A 13,750-nucleotide genomic window follows, 5' to 3' on the forward strand; every position below is an offset into this window, starting at 1 on the left:
AAGACCAAATTAAAAGGGCTGAGTCCTGTGCAATACAGAACTCAGCCTTTGGCTGCCTAGCAATTAAACCGTCCAACTTTATGGGGTCAGTTCAGATGACTGCGGCATTTTCAATTTCTGGCCGTGCCGCTGAATTTACTTCGAATTTGCATCAACTCAGGCGCTGATGCGGCCGGACGGGCGCTGTATCGTGATCCAGTCGGCGCGCTCCTGCGCGGCATCCTGCAATACTTCCAGCATCAGCTCGGGGGACAGATCAAGCAAGGCAGCCTGCTCCAGTAGGGGCAAAGGCACAGTATCTTCATCAATGGTATCGGCACAAATGACGTCTACGGAGATAACGGCCAGGTGCAGCAGTCTGGCCAGCCGCTGTTGCCTGCCTTGCTCATCATTGCCTGACGAATCCGGTTCAGCATGGAAACGTACGGCATCCACGAACAGGCTGGGTATTTGCCAGTCACGCAGCATCATCACGCTTAGATCCAACTGGTCGCATCCAAACCTCGCTCGCTCGGCTTGGCGCAATTCCTGTCGTGTCGAGGTACGATGCTGCTCCAGGAGCTCCGAGTAAGGTTGCGGTCGTATCACTGCCAATCCCAACTGACCAATGCCGGCCAGCAAACCGCAGGTGAACAACTCTGCAACCGGCGCAATTGTCACGCGTTTCCCCAGCGCCTGTGCCAGACAAGCCGTGGTCAACGAACGTGACCAGAAGCCGTTGTAGTCGAAACCACTGCAGGTACCACCATTGTAGGAATGAATCAGCGACAGGCTAAGTGCGACCTGGCGTATCGATTGCAGCCCGACCAGGAGCAAGGCTTCCGATGTCACCGCTACGATCGGCCGCAGCGACGGCGCTCTGCCCGCATTGGCCAGCTTGATCAGACGCCCGGCCAATACGGGATCGGTCTGGATCTGGCGCGCCAAATCAGAGAGTGACACATTGTCGTTACGACACATGCGCATGATGTTCAATGCCAGCCCGGTGGGTGATGGCAAGCCGCGCGCTTGTTGGATCTTTTCGAAGTCGATCAGATCTACCATGATGTCAATTGATTTTCTCTTGATAGGCGTTGAATATCTTCATGATTTTATCCTTATCCTGCAGGAATGCGTTCACGCAGTCTGGATCGAAATGGGTTCCTGCGTTTTCCAGTAACCATTCCGACGCTTGTTCGAAACTCCAGGCAGTCTTGTAGGGACGTCCTGATGTGAGCGCATCAAAGACATCGGCGACCGTGACAATACGTGCATATAGCGGGATATTCTTTCCGACCAGACCTTGCGGGTACCCTGTGCCGTCGAACCGTTCATGGTGAGACATTGCCACAACTGCAGCGTTGCGCATGAGTTGCGAAGTCCCGCCACCAAGAATCTTTGCACCGATGATGGGGTGGGTGCGCATGATCACCATTTCCTCGTCGGTGAGACGCCCGGGCTTGAGCAAAATGTGATCCGGGATACCGATCTTGCCGATATCGTGCAAGGGGGCTGCTTCAAAAATGTCGTTTTGCTCTTTGACGGAGAGATGCAGATTTTCTGCCAGCAAGCGAGCATAGCGAGACATGCGCTGTAGATGTGCTCCAGTTTCGACATCGCGAAACGAGGCAGCGGTGGTTAATAACGCGGCAACACTTTGCTCGTTGGCCTTGAGCTGGGCATTGATGATGTCGACCTCATCAGACAAGTTGCGGGCTCGCTCAGCCTGACGCAACTGCGATTGACGCAAGCTGAGCATGTTACTGACACGTGCGCGCAATTCGGCCTTGTTGACTGGCTTGGTGAGGAAGTCATTGGCACTGAGCTCCAGTGCCTCGTGCTTGACCTGGTTTTTTGCATCCGCCGTAATCATGATCACGGGGACATGGTCCGGGCCAGTGAGCGTGCGGAATTCCTCCAGAAAGGCAAAGCCGTTCATCTTCGGCATCATGTAGTCCAGCAGCAGTAAATCGGTCTGGTGACTGCTGCACCAGGTCAAAGCCTGCACCGGGTCAGAAAACTCGATCGATTCCATCTCAGGAATACCCCTGAGCATATGGGCGAATAACGCCAGATTGGTTCGATCATCATCTACGATCAAGACGTTCATGTCGCTTCCCTTATTTTTTCGGTTTGCTCACGCAAACGGGTGAATGCCACAGATAAGTCCTGACATAAATGTTGTAGCGAAACCAGTGCATTGTGATTGACAGCGGTACTTGCCTGCTGCACCAGGCTGGTCATCTGCCCCGCCCCCAGGTTGCTGCAGGCACCGTAAAGGCGATGCAACTGCGCGGCAATTTGCTCCTTATCCTCCTGTAAAACCGCCTGCTGTAACTCCTTGAGCATTGGTTCAGTATGCACAATAAACAAATCCAGCATAGCCATCATGCTCTGCTTATCGTCATCGAACAAATCAGACAATCTCTGCATATCCAGAATGTCATCTTCGGCAGGCGTCGATGATGACGATGGCTTGGTAGTAAGTGTATCTGTAGTGGCACCGAGATGGTATGACAGGGCAACGCCAAGCTGATTCCGCTGAATCGGCTTGCTCAGGTAATCGTCCATCCCTGCCGACAGACACCGCTCGCGATCACCTGCCATCGCGTTGGCAGTCATGGCAATAATCGGGATATGACCGCCACCATCCTGCTCTTTGAGGCGGATCAGACGCGTGGTTTCGAGCCCATCCATCACAGGCATCTGACAATCCATCAGAACCGCAGCGTAATGATTTGACTCCAGCGCGTTTAATGCCTCCCGGCCATTCATCGCAACATCCACGGCATAGCCAAGCTGATGCAATTGATGTACAGCGACTTTCTGATTCAACAGGTTATCCTCAACCAGCAACACCAGCGCCCCCTGTGACGATGATCGGGCAGCGGCAGGTATGATGGCGGAGGTGGCTTCAGCCTGGGCACTGATGGCAGATACCAGCGCGCCATACCAAGTCGATCTCGTCAGCGGCTGCACCAGTACCGGCAAGCCTGGCAGCGTTGGCAGATCATCGTGCTCGTCCTCATTGGCCACCAGGACCAGGCAGGCGGAGAATCGGTTCTGTATGTGGGCATCTCGCAACAGTTGTACGGAGAAATCGCTGACTGCTGTGTCGATCACCAGAATATTGTTGCTCATATGCCAATGCAGCATCTCCAGACCGGCCGACAGTGTCGTCGCGCGGCGCACATTCAGGCCGAAGGCTTGCGCATAGTCACTCAAACTTCGAGCCACATCATCAACCGGTGCAATCAGTGTCAATTCGCCGCTGAGTGCGAGTTCTTCGCTACGCGGGAATGTGGATCGCACCGCCGTTGCATGCGCTGCTCCAACGGACATCGGCAGTTCGAACCAGAATACAGAACCGACCTGCTTGCGGCTGCCAACGCCAATCGTGCCGCCCATCAATTCGACCAGTTGCTTGCAGATTGTCAGTCCCAGTCCGACGCCACCGTAATTGCGCACAGCCGATCCATCGACTTGACTGAATGGTTTGAAGATCTTGGATTGTGCCTCGCTATCGATACCGATGCCGGTGTCTCTGACCTCGAAACGGACCAGGCAATGATCGGTATGCCATTCGGTCATGCGGGCATTGACAGATATCGCACCGGATTCAGTAAATTTGATGGCATTGTCCAATAAATGCAGCAGGATTTGACGTACCCGGTCGGGCACGCAGCGTAACTGCGCGGGTAGCCTCGGATCGACGTAGCTAGCTAATCGCAGACCTTTGCTGCGGGCCCGCGAGGCAACCAGTTCGGCACTCTCTTCCACGACGGCAAGCAACTGTGCGTCACGCCACTCCAGCGTCAGATCGCCGGCCTCGATTTTGGAGAAATCCAGCATGTCATCAATCATGTCCATGAGCGTGCGCGAGGCATCATCAATCGCTTTGGTATAGCCCTCCTGCTGGGCATCCAGTGGCGTAACCCGCAACAGATCGGTCATGCCAATAATGGCGTGCATGGGTGTGCGAATTTCGTGACTGATGGTTGACAGGAATTGACTATGCGCGACACGCAACTGCTCTTCTGGATCCTGGGCAGTGGATAACGGTACCTCAGGGTTGTCGGACGATGCCAAGTGCCGGCTGAGCAGAATCACATAGACCGACATCGCCAGCGTTGTCAGCAATGCACTCCATTTCAATGCTGCCGGCCCATCCAGCAAGAGCGCAGCAGCAGCGCCAACAGCGCACAGGCAGAGGCCAACAGGCAGATACACGTGTTTGAGGCTGCGTCGTTGTTTCACAACATCCTCCCCAGAGCAAGCTGGTCCTGTCCAATCATCGTGGCAAGGTAATGCGCTGCGTTACCAGAGAGCGCTGAATTACAGGAAAGAGCATTTGGCGTTTGCAGCAACCGCTCCACCTCCTCCCTGAACAAATCGTGGCCAGTGTTATTGTTGATGCGCGTGCGCGAGGTCGAGAATTGCGGCAACAAGGTGCAAAGCTCCGTAAGGCGTGCCGACCGGGAGAAACACGAAAGGACATCAACAGCCTTCGGCACAATGATTTCGGCGTTTTTCATATTTCCTCCCGCCCCTTTCGGGCTTTCTTGTTTCATTACATAATATGTTTCTGTTGCTGCCCTGCGACAAACTACAAACGAACAAATAAAACGAATAATTTAATTATAACGAATTAAACATAAAAATTGCTAATTTATTTAATTCGGTTAGAATTCACCCATCAACAGTATGAGAGACAACTATGACGACGACCGAGGTATGCACGACACAAGAAGCTGCTCAGATCCTGGGCATTTCAGTGACATCGGTTCAGCAATTGGTAGAAGCAGGTGTGATCGAAGCCTGGAAGACAAAAGGCGGACACCGGCGCATTCCGATGGCGGCAGTACAGGCTTATAAATCTGCCCCAAATGGAGGACATGAACACCATGAAAAGGCGCCGATCAGCAAGCAGACCGCGATTCTGGTAGTGGAAGACAACAAGCTGCAACGTGACATCTACGCCAAGAAAATCGCGTCCTGGAATCTGCCTGCGACCACCACGTTTTGCGAGAACGGCTATCAGGCCCTGGTCGAGATTGCCAGCAAGAAGCCCGACATCGTACTGGCCGATATCGTCATGGATGGCATCGATGGCTATGAAGTCATTTCGACGATCTTGAGCTACCCGTCACTGGCAGATATCAATATTGCGATTCTGTCGAGTCTGTCGGAAGAGGAGTTGCAATCACGCGGCGGCATTCCGGAAGGCGTGGTCTTTTTCCGCAAGCCGGTCAATTATGACGAACTGTCCGGCTATCTGCGTGCCTGCTGCGCGCAGAAAGTACGACTGGCACGTAGTTGATCACCTCCGGATATGTTCACCGACGATATGTTGCCGACCGACTACCTGGCTGAGCTTCCCAGTTCACGCAAGCGCCATCATCTTGCTGCGACAGAGATTGATCTGCGTGTGATCCTGTGCATCTGCTCGGCGCTCCTCATTATTATCCTGTGGGGATTGACGTTATGGCAGTTGCACAAGACGGAGCGCGCAGAAATGGCCAATATGCAGCGCGATGTCATCAGTCTGACCAGGCTGTTCAAAGCCCATGCAAGTCGTACCATTGAAGCCACAGATCAAACCATTATCTATTTGCGTCAGCGGTACAACATCGAAGGTAAAAGTTTCAATATTGCACAGGAACTGCAAGACGGATTAGTCCCTGTAGATATCTACAATCTGTTCTCGATCGTCGACAGTAAAGCCGATGTGGTGCTCTCAACACAGCCGTTCAATCCGCTCAATTTGAGTGACCGTGCACATATCCGGGTCCACATGCAGTCTCCGGATGTCGGTTTGTACATCAGCGCACCTACCCTTGGAAGGGTGTCGGGAAAATGGTCGCTGCAAATGACCCGGCGCATCAACAATCCGGATGGTTCGTTCAAAGGTGTCGTGGTGGCCTCGATGGATCCGTCCTATTTCACTACCTTGTATAAGGATGTTGATGTCGGGCGTCTCGGAGCGATTGCCATGATCGGCACCGATGGCATAGTCCGGGTCCGGCATGTGGGTGCCGACGATACGCTGGGAAAAGATGCCTCCAACACGACTTTCTTCAAGACGATGCGCGCCAATGACTCTGGGACAATGTTGGCCACCAGCAGCAGCGACCACAGGGAACGTTTTTTTGCCTATGAGAAGCTCGATCATTATCCACTCTACGTTACCGTTGGCCTGGACATCGAAGAACGCTTGGCGTCTTTCCACGCCAGCCGGACAGAGGCCCTGATCATGACCAGCATTTCCTCGCTGCTGATCGTACTGGCTACGGTTGCGCTGGTGATTCTGATCGGCAACCTGATCGAAAGCCGACGCGAAGCTGTTCTGGCTGCCCAGGCAAAGCTGCATTTTCTGTCCAACATGTCACACGAATTTCGTACGCCCCTCAACGGCATCCTGGGCTATTCCGAAACGCTCATGGAAGACTTTGCCGGGACTCGCCACGGTGATTTCGCATGCACCATCCACGATAGCGGCGTACGTTTGCTCGGACTGGTGGATTCGGTTCTGGAATTAAGTGCATTGCGCTCTGGCAAAATCAGCCTGGTACTTGGTGAAGAAAACCTGGCTGACATTGTACGTAACGCTGTCAGCCGGCATGAGGAAGCAGCGCAAAAGAAAGGCATACGCCTGTCCGAAACAATCGCCAACGACGTACCATCGCGGATCGTCTGCGATCGCACCAAGCTATTGCAAGTTCTGGATAAATTACTGGACAACGCGATACGGTTTACCGACTCCGGCAGCATTCAGCTCAATGTCATCAAAGACACATCCAACTATCACTTCAGCATTATCGATACCGGTTGCGGTATCCCGCTTGCCTTTCAGGAAAAGATTTTTGAGAAATTTGCTCAGGTCGACGATACCAGCACCAGAACACACGGTGGCGTTGGTTTGGGGCTGACTATCGCGGCATTGCTGGTCAAACTGATGGACGGTGAAATCTGGATCCGCTCGGCCCCAAATGTTGGCAGTACATTTTCATTCTCGCTTCCGTTGACGCCGCTGTCGTCAGTGGATGCACCACGTCTGGTCACTCCAAGAAATACCTGAGGTCTTTCGGATACCGTGAGGGAAAGTCGACGATGACGCAGCCACAATATCAATACATCAATCCTGCCGTGCTATTGGATGCAGCAGGGCAGGATACGCAAGTATTCGTCGAATTGACACGGACATTTCTTGAGATTGCCCCGCCCATGTTTGAACGTCTTGCCAAGGCAATCGAAGCCGGCAACCTGCGCGTGATCACATTGGAGAGTCATTCACTCAAAGGTACCGTTGCCCTGATCGGCGCGCACCTGGTGGCGTCCCTACTGGAGCAGATTGAATCACTTTCACGCCATGCAGAGCTCGACAGGATCAGATCGATGAAAGCCGAGCTCAACACGCTCTACACAGCAACCGATGCCGATGTCAGAGATTGCCTGGCTTATTTCACCGCCCAACTTGAACGCGACGCCACCGGTCGTGCACGATAGTGCCGACCATATCCACGACACATCAATCCGCTATCCGCTCTCTGAGAGGGCTGATGGTGCCGTTCGAATGGATTGCACAAAATAGCCGCCGTACCACCATCGTCATCGGTGTCACCCTGATCTTCCTGCTTGGCGGCGCGACGCTGCTGTCCGGCAGCATCCTCTACCATTGGGCATTACAGGACTGGAACGACGACATCAGCAACCTCTCGTTAGTGCTGGAAGAAAATGTAGCGCAATCAATTGCATCTGCTGAACTGGTGCTCGATGGCGTGAGCGAAATTGGCGCCAATATGGCCCTCAATGGCAAGATCTCATCCAGCCAGACGCAGGTCGCAACACAGATGTTGCGCGACAAGATTGCCGGCCTGCCGCAGATCTCAGCGACGTCGTTAGTATCGGCCCGCGGCGATGTAATGATACTCACAAGGACAATGCCGGCCAACGGTATCAATGTCTCAGATCGGGACTACTATCACTATCATCTGACCCACAATAACAATCAGACCTACTTCAGCAAGCCGATTCGCAACCGTGTCAGCCACTCCTGGACGATCTACCTCAGCAGAAGGCTCAATGACCACCACGGGGAGTTTCGCGGTATCGCACTTGTCGCCATCTCCTGTGATTTCTTCGTCATTTTTTTTAAACGTGTGAGTACGGAGAAGCACGTGTCCATCATCCTGACCAATGGCAATGATGAATTACTTGCTGAGTGGCCAAGCGGTGATCATGAACCTGGTGCCACCAGACATGGTGCTGCGATGCGAAATGATGCCAATTCCAAGTCCAGAGTACTCAATCGCGACGATACTCCCAAGATCATCGTCTCGCGTGGGGTGCGCAATACACCGTTGAACCTCGAGATCAGCGTCAGTAATCGGGGCTTCAAGGACGACTGGTTACGCGCCATGCGTTTGCTGGGCGGGCTGGCAGCGCTCAGCATGGGGGCATTGGTAGTGGCGTTTTACATCATGGCATCCATACTCAAGCGGCGCGAAAATGATGCGATACAGGCCGCCTTGCTCAAGGAAGAAGCGGTTGCAGCCAATACTGCAAAGTCACATTTTCTGGCGATCATGAGTCATGAAATTCGTACGCCCATGAACGGCATTCTAGGCATGAGCGAGCTATTGCTGGAAACGGAACTGGAAAAAACCCAGCATCATTTTGCTACACAGATTCATCGTGGGACACAGGATCTGATGCGTATCATTAATGAAATTCTTGATTTCTCAAAAATCGAGGCTGGGAAAATGGAAAGCGACATCCAGGATTTTTCGCCGGCGCTGCTGTTGCAGGAAGTGGTTGAACTGCATCGCGCCAACGCCTTGAAAAAGGAGCTGGATATCCGTACCGAACTTCTGACCGAACCGATACCACTACCAGTCGTCAGCGGCGACGTCATGCATATCCGTCAGGTACTAAGCAATCTGCTCAGCAATGCGATCAAGTTTACCAACCGCGGTGTGGTTACCATCACGTTGCAGATCACACCCGAGACAGCTGCGCCAACGGCGATGGCGACGACGGCGATGCCCGTTGTCGGCCCTGTGCACGTAAGGCTTGCCTTTGCGGTCACGGATGACGGCATCGGCATGAGCAAGGCACAACAGGAACGCTTGTTCGAACCCTTCATCCAGGCGGACAATACTATCAGCGGCAAATACGGCGGTACCGGGCTGGGCCTGTCGATCTGCAAACGACTGGTAGAACTGATGCGGGGTAGTATTTCCTGCGAAAGTAGCGTCGGTGTCGGCACCACGTTCCGCTTCGATATTCCGTGCGCCATTTCCTCCTCAGTGGAAAACATTATGCCAACCACATCGAATACACCAAACAATGCTCCCACACCCGCAACCAGCGTGAGCGGGCCTTCATCGTCACGGCATGTGCTCGTCGCCGAGGATACTGAAATCAATCTGCACCTGGCGCGCATGTTGTTGAATAAGAAAGGTTTTCAGGTAAGTACGGCTGAAAACGGCGAACTGGCACTGCAGGCGCTCCGATCGACACACTTTGATCTGGTGCTCATGGATTGCATGATGCCGGTCCTGGATGGCTTTGAAGCAACCCGGCTATGGCGTGAACACGAAGCCAGCACCGGCCAGCCACGCACGCCGGTGATTGCCTTGACGGCGAGCGCCATTGAGGGCGACCGGGACCGCTGTCTGAGTGCTGGCATGGATGATTATCTGGCCAAGCCATTCACGGCAGTTGCATTCAACAAAATGGTAGATCACTGGCTGGTAGAGCAAGTCTGAGAGCAATTTTCGACTGCAGGATACTAAGGAAATCTCTGGGGGATTTACACAGCGCTTTGCGTTACTCTCTTGTTTAGTATTCACAGAACTATACTGAGACATACCGATGTACCGATAACACAAAGTTTATGTAGCCTGGCATACAAGCTACCTAGCGATTACACCCCGGGAGACAATCATGCGCTGGTTCTATAACCTGAAAATTGCCAGAAAACTGTTCCTGTCGTTTTCGATCATCCTGGTTGTGGTTGCTGGACTAGGCGGCTTTGCTTTACTTCAGTTACAGCAGGTCAATGCCGCCTCGAGCAAAATCGTCACTGACTGGCTACCTAGTATCCGCACGCTTTCACAAATCAAGCTGACGCTGGCACGTTCGCGCAGCTTCGAGTTGCAGTACATCCTTGCTGCAACACCTGACCGGGCGGAACTAGCCTCCAAAGGTGCGGAGACGCAGCTCAAGGAGCTGGAAATCAACCAGAAAAAATACGGCACACTTTTATCCGAGCCAGAAGAAAAGGCTGTCTATCCCGAGGTGGAGAAAAACATCAATATCTTCCTTGCCGAGCATCGCAATATCATGGCAATGGTGGCGACAGGTAACAAGGAAGATGCAGTGATATTACTCAACGGCAAATCCACTACTGCCTATCGTGAGGCACTCAAGCAGCTGGACAAGCTGGCGGAGATCAATGAGACGGGCGCAGCAAGCTCGAACGATCTCGCGGCACACACTTATGCCAATGCCAAACTATTGATCGGCACATTTGTCGGTATCACGATTGTGGCATCTCTGGCCCTGGCAATGTGGGTCGCACGCATCGTTTCACGTCCGCTCACAGAGGCCCTGACGATTGCCAGACGTGTCGCCGCTGGCGATCTTACCGGCGACATCACGCCCGGCAGCAGCGATGAGACCGGCGAGCTCATGAATGCCTTGAAGGCCATGAACGACAACCTCTCCAGTATCGTTGGCGAGGTCAGAGACGGCACCGATACCATCTATACCGCGTCGGCCGAAATCGCCAGTGGCAACCTTGATCTCTCCACACGCACGGAACATCAGGCAGGTTCCCTGGAGGAAACCGCTTCCGCCATGGAAGAGTTGACCTCAACCGTGAAGCAAAACGCAGACAATGCACGGCAGGCCAATGAACTGGCGGTATCAGCCTCCAGCATTGCCATCGCTGGTGGCAATGTCGTGGGCAAAGTGGTCAGCACAATGGACGAGATCAACAATGCCTCGCGCAAGATTGTCGACATCATCAGTGTGATCGACGGCATCGCATTCCAGACCAATATTCTGGCACTTAACGCCGCTGTTGAAGCGGCACGTGCCGGCGAACAGGGGCGCGGTTTCGCTGTCGTGGCCTCAGAGGTACGCTCGCTGGCACAGCGTTCGTCGAGCGCGGCCCGGGAGATCAAGGTCTTGATCGACAATTCTGTCGATAAGGTCGATGAAGGTAGCAAACTGGTTGCCGAAGCCGGGGCGACGATGAATGAAGTCGTCTCCAGCGTCAGGCGCGTCACGGATATCGTCAGTGAAATTTCTGCTGCCACCCTGGAGCAAAGCTCGGGACTGGAAGAGGTCAATCGTGCCATTGTCAACATGGATGAAGTGACCCAGCAGAATGCGGCACTGGTCGAACAGGCTGCAGCGACTGCACAATCACTGCAGGAACAGGCTGCCAAACTGTCACGCTCGGTCGGCACCTTCAAATTGACGCACACTGCCGCGGCGACAAAGCCCTCCCCGTCACGGTCATCACCGGCACATCAATCCGGCCATGACGCCACACTGGCAACGTCGCGCATGCCGTCTACATCGGCGATGGAACACAGCCAGCCTCAGCTCCCCGCGATGGCCAGAGATAGCCGCACTGCGTGGTAAGCATCAGCTTTTGCCGGTATAGCAAAGGCATTGCCATAATCAGTATGGCAATGCAACTTAACTAAGTTGAGACATTTTTATTGAATTTATTTGATTATTTTGTCGTAAAAATGTCTCAACTCCTTTCCCCTGACGCTTGGTAACGGTAGCATCAGATTCAATCTTTCATCGCAGACATCAGCGCCAGCTAGCACTCGCTGATGACGCCAGTGCCAGACAAATAGACAACCAGTAAGAGCTTCGCCGTGGTCGCTGTCATGCGTGCCCCATCCGGTACGCTATCCGCAAATAGCAAACAGGCAGACCAAAGGGCTACTGCTTGTGCACATTGCCAGTTCTTCGCCCTGATCAACATCGAAAACGCGCATGCTGCATCCTTGATTCAAAAGGATCGGCGGCGTCCCTGTAATGTTGTCGAAAGAGGTATACATGCGCACGAACTTGCCAGTGACAAACATGGAACAACCGTTGCGGGATGGCGAATCAATCGTTTCCAAGACGGATCTGCAAGGCAACATTGTGTACGTCAATCCTTACTTCATCGAGATTAGCGGCTTCGAAGAGGCGGAATTAATCGGCGCGCCACAGAATATCGTGCGTCACCCGGACATGCCAGCAGAGGCATTTGCCGATATGTGGAGCACCTTGAAATCCGGCATACCGTGGAATGGCATCGTCAAGAACCGCTGCAAGAACGGGAATTTCTACTGGGTGATGGCAAACGTGACGCCGGTACGTGAAAACGGCAAGCAAGTCGGCTACATGTCAGTGCGCACCAGACCAACACGTGAACAGACCGCTGCCGCTGACGCAGCCTATCGCCTGTTCCGGCAAGGCAAGGCAAAAGGATTGGCGATTCATCAGGGAGAAGTGGTCAGCACCAGCATCGTGGCGCGGATCGCGGCGCTGACACACATGTCACTGGCAGTTCGCATTGGTCTGATGATGGGCTTCATCATGTTATTGCTCACCGGCTTTGGCATTGCCAGCATGCAAGACCAAAGTGGTGGCGGTAGTAGTGCCCATGTTCTGGGATGGGTCGCTTTACTGAGTGTGTTGGTAGTGGGATATTTCTGGTACGCCCTGCATCAGGCAATTATGCAGCCATTGAAGCTGGCGACGGCGGTAGCGCGCGCTATTGCCGGTGGCGATCTGACCAGTAAATTCGCATCAACCCGTAAAGATGATACCGGTCAGCTACTGCGCGCATTACAGCAGATGACGCTGAACCTGATTGCCATCATCGGCGATGTGAGAGCCAATGTCGATTCGATCAAGGTCTCCACGCAGGAAATCGCCCGTGGCAATATGGACTTGTCCGGACGCACCGAAGCACAGGCATCGAGCTTGCAGCAGACTGCTGCCAGCATGGAGCAGCTGGCTTCCAACGTGCGCCAGAATGCGGAGCACGCCTCCGAGGCCAACAAGTCCGCCAGTTCAGCATCCGAAGTCGCCATTGCCGGTGGCGAGGTGGTCAACAAGGTGACCACTACGATGGGCGAAATCAGCGAATCTGCACGTCGCATCGTCGACATTATCGGCATCATCGACAGCATTGCCTTCCAGACCAATATCCTGGCGCTCAATGCTGCCGTGGAGGCAGCCCGGGCGGGTGAACAAGGACGTGGCTTCGCGGTGGTGGCGACCGAAGTTCGGAATCTGGCGCACCGTTCATCGTCCGCAGCAAAGGAAATCAAGAGTCTGATCGATGTCTCGGTAGAAAAAGTCGATACCGGGGTACAACTCGTTGCGCAAGCTGGTACGACGATGGAAGGTGTGGTGTCGTCAGTGCAGCGTGTGACTAATATCATCAGTGAAATTTCGATTGCCTCCGGTGAACAGAATACCGGGATTCAGCAAGTCAATCAGGCAGTCACGTCCATGGACGAAGTGACCCAGCAAAATGCCGCACTGGTCGAGCAGGCCGCCGCCGCGGCAGCCAGCCTGGAAGAACAGTCAGTGCGATTGGCGCAGGCTGTCAGCGTATTCAAGCTCTCAGGCGAAGCAGGAGGATTGGCGACCGCACCTGCGAGGAACACGCCGTCGGCAGCAACTGCGCCATCGTCAATAAGCAATTCTTCGGCAACCCGACTCAAAATCAAATAAAAATTAA

Annotated in this window: 10 protein-coding genes; 6 read left to right on the plus strand and 4 right to left on the minus strand. The window is 53.7% G+C overall.

Features of this window, described 5'->3' with window-relative positions:
• Positions 1-156: 156 nt before the first annotated feature.
• Genes FHW66_RS16555 through FHW66_RS16570 form a run of 4 tightly spaced genes read right to left on the minus strand, consistent with a single transcriptional unit; the run spans position 157 to position 4,514 of the window.
• Positions 157-1,044, minus strand: coding sequence for an HDOD domain-containing protein (locus FHW66_RS16555; RefSeq protein WP_183380930.1), 888 nt, complete (start codon positions 1,042-1,044; stop codon positions 157-159).
• A gap of 4 nt (positions 1,045-1,048) precedes the next feature.
• Positions 1,049-2,089: an HD domain-containing phosphohydrolase gene (locus tag FHW66_RS16560; RefSeq protein WP_183380931.1), complete on the minus strand. Its 1,041-nt coding sequence runs from the start codon at positions 2,087-2,089 to the stop codon at positions 1,049-1,051.
• A complete protein-coding gene (locus tag FHW66_RS16565) occupies positions 2,086-4,236 on the minus strand; it encodes an ATP-binding protein (RefSeq protein ID WP_183380932.1) in 2,151 nt (716 codons plus the stop codon). Before FHW66_RS16565 ends, FHW66_RS16560 begins: the two co-directional genes overlap by 4 nt.
• On the minus strand, positions 4,233-4,514 hold the full coding sequence (locus tag FHW66_RS16570; protein WP_183380933.1) for a hypothetical protein: 282 nt from the start codon (positions 4,512-4,514) through the stop codon (positions 4,233-4,235). The genes FHW66_RS16565 and FHW66_RS16570 overlap by 4 nt, the downstream gene beginning before the upstream one ends.
• A 182-nt stretch (positions 4,515-4,696) precedes the next feature.
• On the opposite strand from FHW66_RS16570, the gene FHW66_RS16575 reads away from it, so the two are divergent.
• The 6 genes from FHW66_RS16575 (at position 4,697) to FHW66_RS16600 (ending at position 13,743) form a co-directional block, all read left to right on the plus strand.
• Positions 4,697-5,299, plus strand: a complete 603-nt coding sequence (locus FHW66_RS16575) for a response regulator (RefSeq protein WP_183380934.1) — start codon at positions 4,697-4,699, stop codon at positions 5,297-5,299.
• A gap of 12 nt (positions 5,300-5,311) precedes the next feature.
• Positions 5,312-7,057, plus strand: coding sequence for a hybrid sensor histidine kinase/response regulator (locus FHW66_RS16580; RefSeq protein WP_255459015.1), 1,746 nt, complete (start codon positions 5,312-5,314; stop codon positions 7,055-7,057).
• A 32-nt stretch (positions 7,058-7,089) separates the two neighbouring features.
• Complete coding sequence (locus tag FHW66_RS16585) at positions 7,090-7,485, plus strand: Hpt domain-containing protein (RefSeq protein WP_183380935.1); 396 nt, start codon at positions 7,090-7,092, stop codon at positions 7,483-7,485.
• 53 nt (positions 7,486-7,538) lie between these two features.
• On the plus strand, positions 7,539-9,749 hold the full coding sequence (locus tag FHW66_RS16590; protein WP_183380936.1) for an ATP-binding protein: 2,211 nt from the start codon (positions 7,539-7,541) through the stop codon (positions 9,747-9,749).
• Positions 9,750-9,927: 178 nt separating this feature from the next.
• Complete coding sequence (locus FHW66_RS16595) at positions 9,928-11,637, plus strand: methyl-accepting chemotaxis protein (RefSeq protein ID WP_183380937.1); 1,710 nt, start codon at positions 9,928-9,930, stop codon at positions 11,635-11,637.
• Between the two features lie 429 nt (positions 11,638-12,066).
• On the plus strand, positions 12,067-13,743 hold the full coding sequence (locus FHW66_RS16600) for a methyl-accepting chemotaxis protein (RefSeq protein WP_183380938.1): 1,677 nt from the start codon (positions 12,067-12,069) through the stop codon (positions 13,741-13,743).
• Positions 13,744-13,750: the final 7 nt, after the last annotated feature.

It is taken from the genome of Herbaspirillum sp. Sphag64 (assembly GCF_014192645.1).
Taxonomy (GTDB): domain Bacteria; phylum Pseudomonadota; class Gammaproteobacteria; order Burkholderiales; family Burkholderiaceae_D; genus Herbaspirillum.